The following is a 17,502-nucleotide window of genomic DNA, read 5'->3' on the forward strand; positions in this document are numbered from 1 at the left end:
CCCACGCGAGTGACCCGCGGCCACAAGCGCGACCCCACCCGCCGCCCCACCGACGCCGAGTCCCGGAAGTTACCACCATGCCACTCAAGAACCCCTCCGACGGCCGGATGGGCCGGGTCGACAGCTCACCGGTTCGCGACCTGCTGGCGCTCATCGACAGACCCGAGATCATCTCCTTCGCCGGCGGGCTGCCCTGCCCGACCCTCTTCGACGTCGACGGCCTGCGCCAGGCCTTCGACGACGTGTTCTCCTCCGGCCGGATCCGCCGCGCCCTGCAGTACTCCTCCACGGAAGGCGACCCCGACCTGCGGGAGCTCATCGCCGCCCGGCTCACCGGCCGCGGCCTGCCCACCACCGGCGACTCCCTGCTCGTGACGACCGGCTCCCAGCAGGGAGTCTCACTCGTGGCCACCGCCCTGCTCGAACCAGGCGACGTCGTCCTCGTCGAGGAGCCCACCTACCTGGCCGCACTGCAGTGCTTCCGCCTGACCGGCGCCCGCATCGTCCCGGTGCGCAGCGACGAGTCCGGCCTCGACCCCGAAGCCCTGCGCGAAGCCGTCGAGCGCGAGCGGCCCGTCCTGCTCTACCTCGTGCCCACCTTCGCCAACCCGACCGGGCGCACCCTCACCGACGAACGCCGCCGCGCCGTCGCCGCGCTCTCGGCCTCGCACGGCTTCTGGATCCTCGAGGACGACCCGTACGGCGAGCTGCGCTACCGCGGCACCCCGCTGGCTCCGCTCAGTTCCTACCCGGGCGCCGAGCAGTCGTCCGTGTACCTGGGGAGCCTGTCGAAGATCGGCGCGCCGGGGCTGCGCATCGGCTGGCTGCGCGCCCCGGCCACCCTGCTGCGTGCACTGACGATCGCCAAACAGTCGACCGACCTGCACACCTCCACCCTCGACCAGGCGGCGGCCGCCCGCTACCTGGCCACCGTCGACCTCGACGCCCGGGTGCGCACCCTGGCCGAGGCCTACCGCCCGCGCCGCGACGCCATGATCGACGCCCTCGCCTCCGTGGCCCCCGAGGGCAGCACGTGGAGCGACCCTGACGGTGGCATGTTCATCTGGGCACGCCTTCCCGGGGGGATCGACACGGCGCACCTGCTCAAGGTGGCGCTCACCCACGACGTGGCGTTCGTCCCCGGGGCGCCGTTCTACCCGGGGGAGCCGGACCCGTCGACGCTGCGGCTGTCGTTCAGCACCTACCTGCCGGAGCAGATCGCCGAGGGCATGCGCCGCCTCGGCGCCGCCCTCGACGAGGCTCGGGTCGAGTAACGGGACGACTTGAGTCATCAGCCGCTCTGAGCGACCCCCAGCGACTGCTTGAGGAAGTCCACCTGCAGCAGCAGCAGGTTCTCCGCCACGACCTCCTGCGGCGTCATGTGGGTGACGCCCGACAGCGGCAGCACCGAGTGCTGGCGCCCCGCGGCGAGGAGGGCGGACGACAGGCGGAGGGTGTGGGCCGCGACGACGTTGTCGTCCGCCAGCCCGTGCACCAGCAGCAGCGGCCGTTCCAGCTTGGCGGCGTCGGCGAACAGCGACGACTGGTCGTACACCTCGGGCTGGGTGTTGGGGTCGCCCAGGTAGCGCTCGGTGTAGCACGTGTCGTACAGGCGCCAGTCCGTGACGGGGGCGCCCGCGATGCCGGCGTGGAAGACGTCGGGGCGGCGCATCACGGCCAGCGCGGCGAGGTAGCCGCCGAACGACCAGCCGCGGATGCCGACGCGGGTCAGGTCGAGGTCCTGGGGGTACTGCTCGGCCACGCCGTGGAGCGCGTCGATCTGGTCCTCCAGCACCGGCCCCGCGAGGTCGTCGAGCACCTCGTGCTCGAAGGCGCGTCCGCGCCCGGGGGTGCCGCGGCCGTCGGTGACGACGACGGCGAAGCCCTGCTCGGCGAACCACTGGCTGGTCAGGAACATGGAGTGCGCGGCGAGCACCCGCTGGGCGTGCGGCCCGCCGTACGGGTCGAGGAGGACCGGGAGCGGCCCGGAGCCCGACTCGTACCACGACGGCAGGATGACGGCGGTGGCCAGCTCGCGCGAGCCCGAGCGGCCGATCGAGACCCGCAGGTCGAGGCCGGGCCGTTCGGCGAGCGACGGGATGGGGATGGTCATGCCGCTGGGCAGGACGACCGTGACGGAGACGCCTTCGTTCTCCAGGGTCTGCTCGGTGAGGACCCCGACGCCGCCCGCCAGGCGGCCGGAGAAGACGCCCGAGCTGGTGGAGACGGGCAGCAGGGAGTGGCCGTCCCAGGTCCACAGCTGGATCTCGGTGGAGTCGGTGCCGGAGGCGCGGAAGAGCACGCTGTCGCGGTCGACGTCGAGCACCGAGCGCACGATCATCGTCGGCGGCGTCACCGGCTTGCCGCCGACGATCAGCTGGGTGCCGGACAGCCATACCAGGCTGCCGTCGTCGAGGTGGGCGGGCACGCCCTGGCCGATCTCGACCCAGGCGGGTGAGGTCTCCTCGACCAGTTGCTCCGACGATCCGCTCGCCGGGTCGACGGTGAACAGGCGCAGCGACTTCTGGTCGCGCGCGAGGGTGACGATCGAGAGGGCGTGGGAGTCCCAGGAGGCGTTGGCCAGGTACTCCTGCTCGAAGGGTACGGCGACGCGGGAGCCGTCGAGGGCGTAGACGAACAGCTCGACGATCGCGTTGGGGGTGCCGGCGGCGGGATAGCGCTGCTCGACGGCGGGACGGTCGGGGTTGGCCGGGTCGGCGATGTGCCAGAGCCGCACCGGCGCCTCGTCGACGCGGGCGACCAGCAGCCGGTCGGAGCCGGGCGACCACCAGTAGCCGCGCATGCGGTCCATCTCCTCGGCGGCGATGAACTCGGCCACGCCGTAGGCGACGGTCTCGCTCTCCGGCTCGGCCAGCGCGCGGTCCTCGAAAGTGGTGGTGTCGTGCAGCCGCAGGGCGCCGCCGGAGACGTAGGAGACGTAGCGGCCGTCGGGGGACAGGCGCGGGTCGATGACGCCGCCCGGGGTCTCGAGCTGGACGGTCTCGCCGGAGGCCAGCGTGGTGAGGTACAGCTCGCCCGACAGCGCGAACACGGCCTTGACCGCCTGCCGGTCGACCGCGTAGCCGACCACGCCTCCGGCCTGCTCGCGGCTGCGCTCGCGCCGCGCGCGCTCCTCCGGCGGGAGGTTCTCCTCGTCGGCGCCGAGCTTGCGCGGGTCGACGACCAGGCGCTCCACGTGGTTGGTGGTGTCGAGCTCCCACAGGCAGGTCACCGCGTCGGTGCCGGACTGGGTGCGCAGGAACAGCACCCGGCTGCCGTCGGGGGCGATGGTGAAGCCGCGCGGCACCCCGAGGGTGAAGCGGCGGGTCCTGGCATGCAGACGCGGAAAGCTCATGGGGTCAATCCTGCCAGCATTCGCCTTGCTGGCAGGATTGACCCCATGAGTGATCGACGCTTGTTGCTCGTGCACGCGCATCCCGACGACGAGTCGATCGGCACCGGCGCCACGATGGCCAAGTACGCCAACGAGGGCGCCCACGTCACGCTCGTCACCTGCACGCTCGGGGAGGAGGGCGAGGTGATCCCGGCCGAGCTGGCCCACCTGGCCGCCGACCGCGACGACACGCTCGGCCGGCACCGCATCGGGGAGCTGGAGCGGGCCTGCGAGGCCCTCGGGGTCAGCGACCACCGCTTCCTGGGGGGTCCGGGGCGCTGGCGCGACTCCGGCATGATGGGCGTGGCCTCCAACGACCGCACGGAGGCCTTCTGGCAGGCCGACCTCGACGAGGCCGCCGCCGAGCTGGTGGCGATCATCCGCGAGGTCCGCCCCCAGGTCCTGGTCACCTACGACGAGAACGGCTTCTACGGCCACCCCGACCACATCCAGGCGCACCGGGTGGCCTGGCGAGCTTCGGAGCTGGCCGCCGATCCGGCGTTCGGGTCGGGCGAGCCCTGGCAGATCGCCAAGTTCTACTTCACGGCCCTGCCCAAGTCGGTGATGCGCCGACAGTCGGAGGCGCTGAAGGAGGCGGAGACCGAGTTCGCCGTCGAGGACGTCGACGACATGCCGTTCGGCTGCCCTGACGACGTGGTCACCACCGAGATCGACGCCAGGCCGTACGTGAAGCACAAGCTCGACGCGATGCGCGCGCACGCGACGCAGATCAGCGTCGACGCGCCGTGGTTCGCGTTGTCGAACAACATCGGGCAGGAGGCGTTCGGGGTCGAGCACTTCGTCCTCAGGCGAGGCGTGCCCGGTCCGGCGGGCCCCGGGGCGCCGATCGAGGCGGGCGGGATCGGCGAGCCGTACACCCGCGAGAACGATCTTTTCGCGGGCATCCACTAACCTCGGGCAGATGGAGTCCGCGATGGCCGGGATGGCGTACGGCATGCTGTTCGTGCTGGGCGCCGTCGTGGGCCTGGTCGGTGCGTTCAACCAGGCCTGGACGATCCAGCTCGGCCCCCTGAGCGAGGTGCCGGTGGCGGCGTGCCTGTGGGTGATCGTGGTGTTCGCGGTCACCTTCGCGGCCGGGCGCATGATGCGCGGCAAGATGGGCGCGGCCTCGGTGGGCCTGGGCTGGCTGATCGTGTCGATGGCGTTGTCACTTCAGCCCTCGGCCGGAGACTTCGTTTTTTCCGGTACGGCCGGTCTCATCTACCTCTACGGAGGTATGGGGGCAGTAGTAGTCGCTTTCCTGTGTTCGCCTTCAACGGGCGGATCATGGCTTTTGCGAGGAAGCGGCATACAGTAACCCGCGTGCGTTCGATCGTCGACTCCCGGGCCTACCGCCGTGTCGTCGGCCGATTCGCCACCGGCGTGGTCGTCGTGACCACACGGCTGGGCGACGTCGACCACGCGATGACGGTCAACTCGTTCACGTCGGTGTCCCTCGACCCCCTGCTGGTGCTGTTCTGCGCCGACCGCGGCGCCCGGTTCCACGATCTGGTCCTGGAGTCGGGGATCTGGGGCGTGTCGGTGCTGCCCGCCTCGATGGAGGACGCCTCGCGCTACTTCTCCGAGCCGGGACGGCCGGTGGCGTCGCGTCACGACCGCTGGCCGCACCACCACGGCGACACCGGCGTCACCCTGTTCGACCAGGCGCTGGCGACCCTGGAGTGCCGCAACTGGGCGGTGCACGACGGCGGCGACCACTCGATCGTGGTCGGGCAGGTCGTCTCCATGGCCACCCCGGCGGAGGCGGCCCCGCTGATCTATCACGAGGGCCGCTACCGCACGGTGTGAGGGCTACTGGCCCGGCGGCGCCGGGGTCAGCGTGGGCGTCGGGGTCCCGGTGGCAGCCGTCAGCCCCTGGGCCCCGGCCGAGGGTTCCGGGGCGACGAGCACGTCACCCTTGAGCGCGCCGTTGTTCGCGCACGGGTCGGGCGAGGGGCTCGGGGTCGACCAGAGGATCTTGCCGTCGGTGCACGCCATCAGGCGCTGACCGGCCGTCGGCGCGGGCAGCGGGCTGGTCAGACACTGGAAGTACGTGCACAGCTCGGGAGCCAGGCTGGTGATCACGGCCGTGGGCTCTGTCGTGCAGAAGTGGTAGCGGTAGGGGTTCCACGGCGCGTCGCATCCGGCGTTCGGGGGTGGCGCGGTCGTCACGGTGACGGTCGTGGTGGTGCCTCCGCTGGGCGTCTCGGTGACCGTGGCGGTGACGGTGGAGGTCGCCGTGGCCGTCGCCGTCGCGGTGATCGTGACCGTGGCCGACACGGTGATCGTGGTGGTGGGGCCGGTCACCGACTGGGTGACGGTGGGCCCTGTCGTCACGGTGGCGGTGGCCGTCACCTTGGGCGTGGCCGTGACCGTGCGGGTGGGCCAGGGCAGCACCTTGACCGTCACCTTGGGCTTGCCGCTGAGCCGGTAGGAGCCCTTGCCGAGCTTGATGGTCTTGGTCGCGGCGCCGGTCGTCACGGGGATCGAGCTGGTGACGGTCCTGCAGGAGGAGCCCTTGCAGACCTTCTGCCTGACCGTGAAGCGGCCTGCCGCGCCGTACTTGATCGACACCTCCAGGGAGGAGACGTCCTTCTTCTTCACGACCTTGGTGACGAGGGTGTACTTCGCCGTGGTGGTCGTCGGGGTCGGGGTGGCCGAGGGCTGGGCGACCGGGAGGTAGGACTCGCGGGGCGGTGTCGCGCTCTCGTGGGAGACCGTGGAGGTCACCAGGAGACCGCCCGCGGTGGCCAGGGCCATCGTCACTACCAGGGCCGCCAGGATGAGGAATCGCATGATCCTGCTCGGGAGGGAGATTTCAGGACGTTGGTCATTATTTACTGGTCGTGTGAAGAGGCGCTACCGAATCCGGCGGGTGCTGAACCTCGTCAACCTGTCCACCCCGCTCGGGCTGCTGATCGCGAAGGTGGGCGGCGCCAGCCCGGTGCCCGGCCCGCACGGGCTCATCCTGGCCTTCGGCTACCGCTACGGCTTCCCGATCGCGGGGGCGTTCACCGTGGGCAACGTCGTGGTGACCAAGCACTCGGAGCTGTCCGAGCGCCTGATCACCCACGAGAACCGGCACGCCAGCCAGTGGGCGTGCTGCATCGGGCTGCCGATGTTGCCGCTCTACCTGGTGGCGATGGCGGCCTCGGTGGTCATCTGCGGTGACCAGGCGTCCTACAACCCGTTCGAACGCCTGGCCAACCTCGACGACGGCGGCTACGAGCGCAGGGTGCCCCGCTGGCGGCGCTCCCGGTAGCTCCAGGCCAGCGCCGCGACCCCCAGCCCGCTGACCGCTCCGGCGGCCAGCACCGAGGCGGCCGATGCGCCGACCACGGTGATCTCCAGGGCGGCCAGCCCGGCCACCAGCGCCGACGCGACGCCGTACAGGAGGGTGGCCCACCGCACGAGCCTCATCCGTACGGCCTCGGCCAGCGGCAGGGCCGCCAGCGCGGGCAGGAGCAGCACGCCGTGCATCAGGACGGCATGCGCCGGCTTCATCGAGCCCGCCAGCGTGTAGGCCAGCCGCGGATCGCCGGTCGCGACCTCGACCATGCCACGCGCGATCATCACACCGCCGAAGGCCATCGCCAGCAACAGCGTGACAAAACCGGCCCGTACGGCAAAGCGCATGCTGGGCGAGATTTCGGGATTGCGGCGAAACGACGCCACGGTCAGCGCGATCACCACCGCGATCAGCACCCCGCCCCCGAACGCCAGGAACCGCGACACCAGCGTGTCGAACGCGGTCTCCTGGTTGAAGTGCGACGGCACCCCGCGCCACGCCTGCACGGTGATCAGCACGACCTCGACCACCGAGGCCGTGACGAAGGCGCCCAGCCACAGATCCTTGCCGCGCAGCCGGACGAACCCGGCCACCCAGGTGAGCGCCAGCACGCTCAGCCCGAACGAGATGCCGAAGGTGAAGGGCTTGCGGAAGGAGACGGGCCCGTCCCACGGCCCGCCGGTGACGGCCAGCACGCCCAGGTGGAACAGGCCGGCCACGAGGAGCAGTGTTCCGATGGAGTACCAGAGTCGCGTCATGCCTCCAGGGTGCGCCGGGCCGCGCCTCGCGGAATCGGCCCGGCGTCCCGTCGTCGGCTACGACCCAGGGAGCAGTTGGAGGGTGTGCGTCGTCGCCTTCCGGATGGAGGCGGGATCGCTGAGCATCGGGAGCGTGCGGCCCTCGGTCCACAACGACGCCTGGTCCCAGTAGTTGTCGTGGAAGGCGTGGCCGGAGTTGCCGGTCAGGTTGATCCACCGGGAGTTGTCGAGGTCGGCCAGGTCGACGACCATGCGCATGGAGGCGACCGAGGTCACCTCGTAGCCCTTCTGAACGTTCCAGCCGTTGGCGTTGACGGCGTCCTTGCCGCCGGGCACGCCGAAGGGCCCGCGGTTGAACAGCCACTCGACGGGGGCGATGCCGGAGGTGCCGAAGGTCTGGTTGGTCAGCGTCAGGGTGTGCGTCTCGCCCCAGGTGCGCTCGCCCACCTCGGCGGCGGCGTCGGCCATCGCCTGGCGCAGGATGTCGTCGCGGGTCTCGACCTGGTCGGTGGCGGTGTCGTCCCAGAACGCGTCGTCGGGCCGCTCCAGCAGCGCGCGCACCACTTCGTACCAGCGGTCGCCGCCGGTGGCGCGGGCGGGCTCCGGCAGGTCGTCGTCGAACGTCAGCTTGAGCAGGTGGCGCCAGACGCCGTTGAAGAAGGCGGCGGGCTTGGAGTCGAGGGTCTGGGTGCCGTCCCAGCCTTCGAGCCGGGCCCTGGCATCGACGGCGGGACCGGCGAGGGCGACCTTCATCAGGTGGGGCGTCAGCACGGGGGCGAAGGTGTTGACGGAGTCCATCTGGATCTCCGACATCTGCTCCGGGCTGATCTTGCCCTGGCCGAGGACCTGTTCGAGGCGCTCGGCGATGCGCTGGCTGCGGTAGCCGTACGACCAGTCCTTGGTCAGCAGGGGAGCGTAGCGGCTGGGGTCGACCACGGCGTTGTTGGCGGTGACGATCACGCCTGCTGCCGGGTCGGCGAGCGTGGGCAACTGCTCGAAGGGGATGGGCTCGGGCTTCCAATCGTATTCGCCGCTCCAGCCGGGCACCGGCGCGGTGCCGTCGCCCTTGAGCCGGACCGGGATGCGGCCGGGCGCCTGGTAGCCGATCCGGCCGTCGACGTCGGCGTAGATCAGATTCTGCGCGGGCACGTCGAACTGCGAGGCCGCGACGCGGAACTCCTCCCAGTTCTGCGCCTGGTTCATGGCGAAGATCGCATCGGCGCTGGACCCGGGGGTGAGCGCGGTCCACTGCAGCGCCACCGCGTTGGCGCCCTGGCTCGGCTCGATGTCCATGACCTCTCCGACCAGCGGCCCGTGGACGGTGGAGCGCACCTCGAGCACGACCGGCTCGCCGCCCGCGACCTTGATGGTCTCGGAGCGCTTGTCGAGCTTGCGCACCTCGTTGCGGTAGAGGTAGGTGTCGCCCTCGACCTTCTCCATGAACAGGTCGGCCACGTCGGGGCCGAGGTTGGTGAAGCCCCAGGCGACGCGGTCGTTGTGGCCGATGATCACGCCGGGGACGCCGGAGAAGGAGTAGCCGGTGACGTCGTAGGAGCACGACGCCGACTTGGCGCGGCAGTGGAGCCCGGTCTGGTACCAGACGCTGGGCATCTGGGCCGACAGGTGCGGGTCGTTGGCCAGGATGGGCTTGCCGGTGGTGGTGTGCCGCCCGGAGACCACCCACGAGTTGGAGCCGATGCCGTCGCGGTCTTCGACGCTCATCAGGTTGGGCACCTTCGACAACGTCTCGGCCGCCCTGGTCAGCGACTCGGCGGCCCCGGCCGGGCCGGAGGAGGAGGGCCTGGCGGCGGTGAGGTCGGGCTCGCCGTCCTGGTCGAAACGGCCCTGGGAGACCGTGCCCTGCCCGACGATCGGGGTGTGGCGGTCGAAGGGGTAGTCGGGGAAGAGCTGCGCCACGCGGTCGGGCGGCAGCTTCGTGGCCGCCAGCGCCCGGTCGATCTCGGTCTCGAGGTTGGAGCGCAGGTCCCACGCCATCGCCTTGAGCCAGGCCACCGAGTCGGCACTGGTCCACGGCTCGGGCTGGTAGCCGGAGTTGGTGAGCTTCAGCACGGAGTATTCGAGGCTGCGGTCGGAGGCGTTGACGTTGGCCTTCATCCAGGCGTTGACGCCCTTGGCGTAGGAGTCGAGGTGGCGCCTGGTCTCCTCCTTGAGCTCGGGCAGCTCCTGCTCGGCGACCTTGCGCCAGCCCATGGTGCGGATCGCCTTGTCCTGCTCGATGGTGGCCGGGCCGAACAGCTCCGACAGGCGGCCGGAGGTCACGTGGCGGCGGAAGTCCATCTCCCAGAAGCGGTCCTGGGCGTGCACGTAGCCCTGCGCGATGAAGAGGTCTTCCGTGGTGTCGGCGTAGATGTGGGGGATGCCCGACGCGTCGCGGTAGACGTCGACCTTGGCCGACAGTCCGGGCAGGGTCAGGCTGCCCTCCAACTGGGGGAAGGACTCGCGCACGATCCACGCCACCACGCCGGCGAGAACCAGCGCCAGTGCGAGGACGACCGTCAGCACGCGCGCCAGCCAGCGTAGGGGTCGCGGCATCCACGCAAACGGCCTCAACATCGCCAAACCCTCCCTTGACCTGCTCTTGCACAAGTGTGGCAGCTCCGTGCCGATGCCCGAACCACCTTCTGGTCGCGCTGTGGACAACCGAGGGACTGCTACGATCATGCGGAAAGCGCTTACCGGGAGATCCTCCATGAGCACCTTCGGCTCCGGCACCGCCGTCATCGACTCCGTCAGCGGAGCACCCGTGCAGTTCCTCGACCCAGAACACCCGCGGCGGCGCTACCTGCTCGACGCGGAGACGACCCCCTGGCACTCGGCCGAGCACCAGTGGGGATCGGGGCACCTCGTCACCACGGCGGGGGCACGACGGTGGCACCTGCCGGTGACCCTGGAAGCCGACGCCGTGGGCCGCAGCAGGGCCCGGTACGGCACGGCGGCAGGGGTGGAGGTGGCCGTCGAGCGGGAGTACGGGCGGCTCCTGACCGAGCGCTACACCTTCACCAACCGCACACCCGGACCGCTCGCCATCACCGGCCTCGGCATCCAGACGCCCTTCCGTGACCTGTACGAGGACGCCGAGACCTCGCTCGCCGCCGCCGTCCACGCCCACGTGTTCACCGGCGGGACCTGGGCGTGGGTGCTGGCCCAGCCGATGTCGGGCGACGGACGCTGCCTGGGGCTGATCGTGCGCGAGGGCGCGCTGCACGCCTACACGATCGAGTCGCGCAACCAGAACACCTCCTCCAACGCGCGCGGCCACATCGTGCTCCACGTGACGGACCTGGCGGGCAACCCGGCGGCGTTCGGCGGGCAGGCCGCGATCCACCTGGAGGCGGGGGAGAGTTACACGCTGGCCTGGGAGCTGGGGTGGTACGACGGCGTGGAGGAGTTCCTCGCCGCCACCCGCCCACCGGCCCGCCTCCCGCGCCTGGCCGCCCCCGTGGGCACCCCGATCGAGGTCGCCACCACGGCAGCCGTGGCGGCGCCCGGGGTCGAGGTCACCACGGAAGCCGTGGCGGCGCGCGGGGTCGAAGTCACCACGGCAGCCGTGGTGTCGCCCGGGGTCGAAGTCACCACGGCAGCCGTGGCGGCGCGCGGCCCTGAGGTCGCCGGTGGCACGGGCGTGTGCCTCAACGCCACCACTCCCGGCCTCTACCGCGTCGACATCGGCAGCGCGCGCACCGAGGTGCTGTTCCACCTTCCCGTCGACGAGCTCGTACGGCGACGCGCCGCCTACATCGTGCGCCACCACCGCCCCACCGAGAGGCCCGGCACCCTGGCCCACGCCTTCGTGCCGGTCGACACGCGAACCGGGCTCACCCAGACCGGCAACGGCTGGTCCGACTGGTCGGACGGGTCGGAGCGGATCTGCATGCCCATGCTGCTCCACCAGGCGCGCCGGCACGGCCGCCTGGCGGCGGACGTCGCGGATCCCCTGCTCGAAGGGTGGGCGGCGTTCGCGCGTGAGCACCTGCTGCTGCCCGACGCCTCACCCAGGCGCGGCTCCTCCGACACCACGGGCGTCCGGCTCTACGACGCTCCCTGGCTGGCGCGCGCCTTCCTCGACCACCACCTCGCCTACGGGCGGCAGGAGGACCTGGAGCTGGCCGCCGCCATCCTGGAGCGCGCCTTCGACCTCGGCATCGGCCACTTCCTGGCCATCGGCCTGCCGGAGGCCTGCCTGGCGATCGCCACCGCCCTCGACGCCGCGGACCGGGCTCCTGGCACGCCCGATGCCGCCGACCAGGCCCATGGCACGCCCGATGCCGCCGAGCGGGCTCCTGGCACGCCCGATGCCGCCGAGCGGGCTCCTGGCACGCTCGATGCCGCGGACCGGGCGCAGGATGCGCGAGGTGCCGCTGGCCGGGCGTCCAGGGCGGAGGCGCTGCGGGAACGCCTGGTGGCCAGTGCCGAGCACTTCGTCGCCCTCGGCGAGCGGCTGCCCGCCCACGAGGTCCACTACGAGCAGTCGATCGTCGCCCCCCTCGTCCGCCTGGTCAGCGACGCCCACACAGTCACCGGCGATCCCCGCTTCGCCAAGGCCGCCGCCGAGCGCCTGCCCTGGCTGCTGGCCTTCGGCGGACCGCAGCCCCACGTGCGCCTGCGTCACGTCGCGATCCGCCACTGGGACGGCTACTGGTTCGGCCACACGCGGTTGTGGGGCGACGTCTTCCCCCACCACTGGAGCACGCTGACCGCCGACGCCCTCTACCGCCTGCCGCCCGAGCTGCGCACGGAGCGCACCGACGCGGTCGCCAGGGAGATCCTGCGCGCCAACCTCGCCAACCTCCGCCCTGACGGCTCGGCCACCTGCGCGTTCGTCATGCCGTCGACGGTCGACGGCCGGCCGGCGCACCGGGAGGACCCGCTCGCCAACGACCAGGACTGGCACCTGGTGCTCTGGCTGCGCCTGGCGGACGAGCTGGGCGTGCCGCTGGACTGATCACGCGGACCAGACCTGTCCCGTGGGCGTGTCGGCGACCTTCACCCCCAGGGCGGCCAGTTCGTCGCGCAGCCGGTCGGAGGAGTGCCAGTCGTGCGCCTCGCGGGCACGTTCGCGCTGCTCCAGCAGCTCGGACGCGCCTGGGGGCAGCACCGGCGCCTTGCCGATCCGGCTCGACAACTCCAGCCCGAGCACGTAGTCGAGGTGGAGGAAGGTCTCGAACTTCGATCCCGGTGCGAGATCCGGTGAACGTTCGATCTCGCGCAGCACCCGGAGCGCGGCCGGAGTGTCGAGGTCGTCGGCGAAGGCGGTCTCCGCCTGCCGTACGAGATCGGTGGCCAGGGGCGCGGAGGGCGACTCTGCCCATTCGGCGACGCGGGCGCGCCAGCGGCTCAGGGTGCGGTCGGCCGCGCGCAAAGTGTCCCACGTCAGGTTCAGCTGCTGGCGGTAGCGGTGTTCCATGAACGCCAGCCGTACGGCCAGCGGATCGAGGCCGGCCTCGGCCACGTCGGACAGCAGCACCACGTTGCCGGTCGACTTGGCCATTTTGCGCCCGTCGAAGAGCAGGTGCTCGCCGTGCACCCAGTGGCGCACGACCTCGGTGCCCGCGGCCGTGTCGGACTGGGCGCGCTCGTCCTCGTGGTGCGGGAAGCGCAGGTCGATGCCGCCGGTGTGGAGGTCGATGCGGTCGCCGAGTAGCGACAGCGACATGGCCGAGCACTCGATGTGCCAGCCGGGGAAGCCGGTGCCGCCCCAGGGGGTGTCCCAGACGAGCTCGCGGTCGGCGTGTTTCCACAGGGCCCAGTCGGCGTGGAACCGTTTGCGCGGGTCGACGCCTTCGACGCGGTGGCCTGGCTTGAGGTCTTCGAGCCGGTTGCCTGAGATCTCCCCGTAGGTGGGGAAGGTCTCGGCGGCGAAGAACACCGAGCCGTCGGGCACGACGTAGGCGTGGCCCTTCTCGATGAGCTTGGCGATCAGCTCGATCATCAGGTCGATGGTCTCGGTGGCGCGGGGGGTGTGCTCGGGCGGGCGGAGGTTCAGGGCCGTGGTGTCGCGGCGGAAGGCCTCCTCGTAGAAGCGGGCGACGTCGAGCGTGGTGCGGCCTTCGGCGCGCGCCTGCATGACGATCTTGTCGTCGCCGATCTCGGCGTCGTCGACGAGGTGGCCGACGTCGGTGATGTTCTGGCACACCAGCAGCCGGGCCCCCTGCCGCTCCAGGATCCGCCGGATCAGGTCCGACAGCAGGTAGGAGCGCAGGTTGCCGACGTGGGCGTAGCGGTAGACCGTGGGCCCGCAGGTGTACATGCGGACCAGCCGGCCGGTCCTGATCTCTTCGACTTGACGGGTGCGCGTGTCGTAGAGCCGCAACATGAACCGAGCCTACTCTCCGAGGTAGCCCAGAATGTCGCGGTCACCCCGCTCCCGCAGCCTCGTGACGATCTCCTCGCGCGCGGCGGTGTCGGGCAGGCCGATCCTGGCGCCGATGAGCCGCAGCCCCTCCGCCTCCGACTGCACCGGGGCGGTGTAGCCGATGAGGTGCAGGGCCCTGGCCAGCGGCGGGATGCCCGGGTGGGCGCCGGGCAGGAACCTGGTCAGCAGCTCGCCGCCGTCGGAGACGGTCAGGAAGACGTGGTCGCCGTCGGCCGCCTTGAACTCGGCCAGCACGTTGCGGATCGAGCCCATCGTGGGCTGGTTGTGCCACGAGATGACCACGTCGCCCGAGGGCGCGGAGGCGGTGAGCGAGCCGCCGGGAGCCATGCCCAGGTAGGCGGCGAACCCGGTCGGCAGCGGCGAGCCGGAGCCGCGCAGGTGCTCGGCGTTGATGTCGACCCGGTGCCACCAGCGCCCGTCGCGCGAGCGGAAGCTGCGCCGCGTCTCGGAGACGTCCTTGCGGGGCTGGTACGGCTCGGCGGCCTCGGAGCCCGCGCCGCCCGTGCCCGCGACCCTGACCCAGCCGCGCTGGGTGCGTTCGAAGCCGGGGCCGCCCGCGTAGGCGCGCACCGAGCTCTCGCTCACGTCGTAGCGCGAGGTCAGGTTGGTCACGATCGTGGAGATGGAGGCCTCGCCCCCGGCCCGCTCGATCTCGCGGGCGATCATCTCGCGGATGCCCAGGTACTCGTCGCCGCCCCAGCGGGTCAGGCCGTACTTGTTGCGGTCGACCCGCAGGAAGCGCTCGTCGGCCGTCAGCTGGTTGCGGATGCCGACCAGGGAGTAGTCCTCGCCGATGCGCTCCTGGATCTCCTCGGGCGACAGCGGGTCGCCCGAGACGGCCAGCACCGCCTCGGCCTTCTCGTTGATCGAGCGCGGCCAGGGCACCACGTGCCCCTCGAACACCCGCAGGTGCGGCACGGCCTCGATCCAGCGTTCGGCCACGTCTTCGCGGACACCGAGCTGGGCGACCATGGCGACGGCCTCGGCGACGGGGTGCGGCCCGTCGGCGAACAGCTGGCGGGTCTTCTCCCTGAGCTCGTCGGAGCCGCCCACGACCAGCCAGCCGTCGGCCTGCTCGTACCCGGTCAGCAGTGTGCGCACGAAGCGCCAGGTCGGGATGTCGAGCGTCTTGAGCACCTCGTGGTGCCAGGGCACCGCGGCGGCCAGGTCGTCGGCGGGCACGGCGGAGCCGAGGCGTCCGCGCAGCCAGCTCACGTGCGCGACCAGGGCCTGGGCGTCAGGGGAGGCCAGCCAGCCGTCGACGTGGTCGCGCAGGTCGCGTTCGATCTGCCTGATGCGCTCGCGGGTGACGTTGAAACGCTGGGCCAGGTCGTCGAGGGTGACCCGGTTGGCGGCGTAGAGCCGGTCGCGGGCGATGGCGCGCTGCCGCTCGTCGAGCGTGGTGAAGATCTCGTCGATCACCTCGGGCAGCGGCCTGTCGGGACGGGCCGCGCGCACCTGGGCCGCCTGCGAGGGCGGCTCCAGCAGGCGCTCGAAGACGCCCAGGAAGAGCTTCTGCACGACGTCGCGGCCAAGCGACTCGGGCGTGCGCTCGCTCTCGGCGGGGTCGGACAGGCGCAGCAGTGGCAGGATGTCGCCGAGCACGAGGTGCCCCCAGCAGGCCGTCGCCAGGTCGGCCAGGTGGTCGGCCACCCGTGGAAGGCCGACGATGGCGCAGGCACGGTCGAAGGGGACCGCCTGCCACCAGGCTTCTGGCAGGTCGGCGTCTTCCGCGATCGGTGCGATCTGGCCGGGGGAGGTCCAGCGCACCGGTGGCGCAAGGTCGCTCAGGCTGAGATTCATCGAGGTCCAACCGGCAAGGGAGAGATATCCGCAGTTCAGGGTATGTGATTAGAACGACAGAAACGGGCTGCCTCTCCCAAAATGGGAGATATAGAGCAAAGCTTTAGCCCGGGTGCACGCCACGAACAGCACGCTACGCTCGCGCTGCAGCGCCCTGGCGCGCGACCCGGGATCGTCGGGCGGTGGGTCGGGCACGATGCCCTCCGAGACGGCGAACAAGGCGACCCGGTCGAACTCCCGCCCCTTGAGCCCGTAGAAGGTGGTCACCAGGACGTCGCGGCCCTCCAGGAGCCTGCGCGCCCGCCTGGCCAGAGCCGTCGTGCGCGCCGCGACCGCGATCCGTTCCGGCGCCACCCCCTCGGCCAGCCACCCGTCGATCGTGGCGGTCAGCCCGTCGAGCTCCGCCTCGGGCGAGTCGTAGGCGCGGACCATCGGGCGCTCGCCATGACGCGTCGCGCGGTAGCCGTACAGCTCCGACACCCCCGTGACCAGGCCGTCGGTCGGCCCGCCGCCGCGCAGCCGTACGCCGAAGGACAGCAGCTCCTGCGGCAGCCGGTAGGAGAGCTTGAGCGTGTGGTGGGTCGCGACGATGCCGACCTGCTCCAGCGTCACCCGGTGATCGGTGACGCGCTGGTGCGGATCGCCCAGCACGAAGAAGTCGTCGGCCGCGTGCGGGACGGCCGCGCGCAGCAGCCGCCACTGGGCCGGGCTGAGATCCTGCCCCTCGTCGACCACGATGTGCCGGTACGGCTTGCGCACCTCGCCGAGCAGGTCGCCCGGCGGGGCGTTGAGCAGCCGCGCCGCCTCCTCGGTCAGATCGGTCAGGTTGCGCGCGCCCGGACCCACCAGGGCGGGCTGCCTGCCCTCCGCGTCGGCGACAAGGCGCAGCGCCAGATGGTCGGCGTTGTCGACATCGATGCGCTTGCGCACCGCCGCGTCCTCGACCAGCGTGTCCAGCCGCTTCGACAACTCCTCGCGCAGGCTCTGCGAGAACGTGTTCAGCAGCACCCTGCCCTCGCCGTGCGCCGCCAGATGGGCGGCCCTGTGCAGGGCGATCAGCGTCTTGCCCGTGCCCGCCGCGCCCGTGACCAGGACCGGGTGCTCGAAGTGCGAGCGGGCCAGGCGGTGCTGCGGCGGATGGAGGAAGGTGCACCAGTCGGGCGCGTCGAGACGCCGCTCCAGCTCGTCGACGTCACCCACGAACACCGCCCGGTCAGGGCTGCGCAGCAACGCCTGATACAGGTCGTCGGGATCCACCGGGCCGGGATCGGCGTCGATCGCCCGGCACTCGTCCAGCTCCCGCCACGCCTCCGTGATCGTCCCGCCACGGGCCAGTACGGCCAGCGGACGATGCTGCGTCGGCGGCAGGAACGGCTCGATCGCCTCCACGTCGGCCTCGGTGGTGATGTGCCTGATCAGCGGCAGGATCCACACGTTGATGCCGAGCGCCAGCAGATCACCGTCACAGACCGGGTCGAACAGCCGCGAAGCACCCGCCGACCGGCGCAGCGCCGGCTCCACCGAGCCCAGCGCCTGCGCGTCCCACTCCTCCACGACCCCGATGACCGAATTGACGCTGTACCTGTGCCGGTTGGCGAAATCCCACGCCTCGGCATCGGGCAGCGCGGTGACCAGCCAGTAGACGTCGCGCTGCCGTACGACCACACCGCGCAGCCCCTCCGCCAGGCGCAACGTCTGCACCCGCGCGTCCCGCGCCCCCCGCACCCTCTCAGGATGCGGGGCCCCCGCCGTACTGGCCAGGAACAGGCGCAACGCGGCCAGCGCCTGCCCGCGCCCGTGCCCGCCCACTGGCACGGCCAGTGCGCGGGGCAGATCGGGGCCGATCGCGAGCCGCGGCATACGG

13 protein-coding genes are annotated in these 17,502 nt (G+C 71.5%); 6 read left to right on the top strand and 7 right to left on the bottom strand.

The window, feature by feature from the left end; genetic code table 11:
- Window positions 1-77: 77 nt before the first annotated feature.
- Entirely contained in the window at window positions 78-1,274 is a 1,197-nt protein-coding gene (locus tag HNR30_RS35530) for an aminotransferase-like domain-containing protein (protein WP_220134328.1), read from the top strand.
- Window positions 1,275-1,291: 17 nt separating this feature from the next.
- Here HNR30_RS35530 and HNR30_RS35535 read toward each other — a convergent pair whose 3' ends face one another.
- Window positions 1,292-3,355 carry a S9 family peptidase gene (locus HNR30_RS35535; protein WP_181614470.1) on the bottom strand — a complete coding sequence of 688 codons (2,064 nt, stop codon included), beginning with the start codon at window positions 3,353-3,355 and terminating at the stop codon, window positions 1,292-1,294.
- A gap of 45 nt (window positions 3,356-3,400) precedes the next feature.
- Between HNR30_RS35535 and mshB the strand changes: the two genes are divergently transcribed.
- Genes mshB through HNR30_RS35550 form a run of 3 tightly spaced genes read left to right on the top strand, consistent with a single transcriptional unit; the run spans window position 3,401 to window position 5,203 of the window.
- The gene (gene mshB, locus HNR30_RS35540) at window positions 3,401-4,306 is read left to right on the top strand and encodes an N-acetyl-1-D-myo-inositol-2-amino-2-deoxy-alpha-D-glucopyranoside deacetylase (RefSeq protein WP_181614471.1); all 906 of its coding nucleotides are present in this window, start codon (window positions 3,401-3,403) and stop codon (window positions 4,304-4,306) included.
- Between the two features lie 10 nt (window positions 4,307-4,316).
- Window positions 4,317-4,712: a DUF6113 family protein gene (locus tag HNR30_RS35545; protein WP_181614472.1), complete on the top strand. Its 396-nt coding sequence runs from the start codon at window positions 4,317-4,319 to the stop codon at window positions 4,710-4,712.
- 5 nt (window positions 4,713-4,717) lie between these two features.
- Window positions 4,718-5,203, top strand: a complete 486-nt coding sequence (locus HNR30_RS35550) for a flavin reductase family protein (protein WP_312894865.1) — start codon at window positions 4,718-4,720, stop codon at window positions 5,201-5,203.
- Window positions 5,204-5,206: 3 nt separating this feature from the next.
- On the opposite strand, the gene HNR30_RS35555 is transcribed toward HNR30_RS35550, so the two are convergent.
- The gene (locus HNR30_RS35555) at window positions 5,207-6,190 is read right to left on the bottom strand and encodes a hypothetical protein (protein ID WP_181614474.1); all 984 of its coding nucleotides are present in this window, start codon (window positions 6,188-6,190) and stop codon (window positions 5,207-5,209) included.
- Between the two features lie 52 nt (window positions 6,191-6,242).
- Between HNR30_RS35555 and HNR30_RS35560 the strand changes: the two genes are divergently transcribed.
- Window positions 6,243-6,656 (top strand): hypothetical protein, encoded by a 414-nt coding sequence (locus HNR30_RS35560; protein ID WP_181614475.1) that lies wholly within the window; start codon window positions 6,243-6,245, stop codon window positions 6,654-6,656.
- Here HNR30_RS35560 and HNR30_RS35565 read toward each other — a convergent pair.
- Together HNR30_RS35565 and HNR30_RS35570 are read right to left on the bottom strand one after the other, a co-directional pair.
- Window positions 6,617-7,441 carry a hypothetical protein gene (locus HNR30_RS35565; RefSeq protein ID WP_181614476.1) on the bottom strand — a complete coding sequence of 275 codons (825 nt, stop codon included), beginning with the start codon at window positions 7,439-7,441 and terminating at the stop codon, window positions 6,617-6,619. The two genes, HNR30_RS35560 and HNR30_RS35565, sit on opposite strands and share 40 nt — an antisense overlap.
- Before the next feature lie 57 nt (window positions 7,442-7,498).
- Entirely contained in the window at window positions 7,499-9,994 is a 2,496-nt protein-coding gene (locus HNR30_RS35570; protein ID WP_246379905.1) for a penicillin acylase family protein, read from the bottom strand.
- A gap of 157 nt (window positions 9,995-10,151) precedes the next feature.
- On the opposite strand from HNR30_RS35570, the gene HNR30_RS35575 reads away from it, so the two are divergent.
- Window positions 10,152-12,404: a hypothetical protein gene (locus HNR30_RS35575; protein WP_181614478.1), complete on the top strand. Its 2,253-nt coding sequence runs from the start codon at window positions 10,152-10,154 to the stop codon at window positions 12,402-12,404.
- Here HNR30_RS35575 and cysS read toward each other — a convergent pair whose 3' ends face one another.
- The 3 genes from cysS to HNR30_RS35590 are packed head-to-tail and all read right to left on the bottom strand — an operon-like array spanning window position 12,405 to window position 17,498.
- Window positions 12,405-13,775 carry a cysteine--tRNA ligase gene (cysS, locus tag HNR30_RS35580; RefSeq protein ID WP_181614479.1) on the bottom strand — a complete coding sequence of 457 codons (1,371 nt, stop codon included), beginning with the start codon at window positions 13,773-13,775 and terminating at the stop codon, window positions 12,405-12,407. It lies immediately after the preceding gene.
- 9 nt (window positions 13,776-13,784) lie between these two features.
- The gene (locus tag HNR30_RS35585; RefSeq protein WP_181614480.1) at window positions 13,785-15,638 is read right to left on the bottom strand and encodes a sigma factor-like helix-turn-helix DNA-binding protein; all 1,854 of its coding nucleotides are present in this window, start codon (window positions 15,636-15,638) and stop codon (window positions 13,785-13,787) included.
- A gap of 48 nt (window positions 15,639-15,686) precedes the next feature.
- Window positions 15,687-17,498, bottom strand: coding sequence for a UvrD-helicase domain-containing protein (locus tag HNR30_RS35590; RefSeq protein ID WP_181614481.1), 1,812 nt, complete (start codon window positions 17,496-17,498; stop codon window positions 15,687-15,689).
- Between the last annotated feature and the right edge of the window lie 4 nt (window positions 17,499-17,502).

Origin of the sequence: Nonomuraea soli (genome assembly GCF_013761175.1) — a bacterium.
GTDB classification, from domain to species: domain Bacteria; phylum Actinomycetota; class Actinomycetes; order Streptosporangiales; family Streptosporangiaceae; genus Nonomuraea; species Nonomuraea soli.

Excerpts from the sequence above, each read along its gene's own strand:
- HNR30_RS35565 (WP_181614476.1), bottom strand. The coding sequence starts at position 7,441 with ATGACGCGACTCTGGTACTCCATCGGAACACTGCTCCTCGTGGCCGGC.
- HNR30_RS35585 (WP_181614480.1), bottom strand. The coding sequence starts at position 15,638 with ATGAATCTCAGCCTGAGCGACCTTGCGCCACCGGTGCGCTGGACCTCC.
- HNR30_RS35570 (WP_246379905.1), bottom strand. The coding sequence starts at position 9,994 with ATGCCGCGACCCCTACGCTGGCTGGCGCGCGTGCTGACGGTCGTCCTC.
- mshB (WP_181614471.1), top strand. The coding sequence starts at position 3,401 with ATGAGTGATCGACGCTTGTTGCTCGTGCACGCGCATCCCGACGACGAG.
- HNR30_RS35575 (WP_181614478.1), top strand. The coding sequence starts at position 10,152 with ATGAGCACCTTCGGCTCCGGCACCGCCGTCATCGACTCCGTCAGCGGA.
- HNR30_RS35530 (WP_220134328.1), top strand. The coding sequence starts at position 78 with ATGCCACTCAAGAACCCCTCCGACGGCCGGATGGGCCGGGTCGACAGC.
- HNR30_RS35535 (WP_181614470.1), bottom strand. The coding sequence starts at position 3,355 with ATGAGCTTTCCGCGTCTGCATGCCAGGACCCGCCGCTTCACCCTCGGG.
- HNR30_RS35555 (WP_181614474.1), bottom strand. The coding sequence starts at position 6,190 with ATGCGATTCCTCATCCTGGCGGCCCTGGTAGTGACGATGGCCCTGGCC.
- cysS (WP_181614479.1), bottom strand. The coding sequence starts at position 13,775 with ATGTTGCGGCTCTACGACACGCGCACCCGTCAAGTCGAAGAGATCAGG.
- HNR30_RS35590 (WP_181614481.1), bottom strand. The coding sequence starts at position 17,498 with ATGCCGCGGCTCGCGATCGGCCCCGATCTGCCCCGCGCACTGGCCGTG.
- HNR30_RS35545 (WP_181614472.1), top strand. The coding sequence starts at position 4,317 with ATGGAGTCCGCGATGGCCGGGATGGCGTACGGCATGCTGTTCGTGCTG.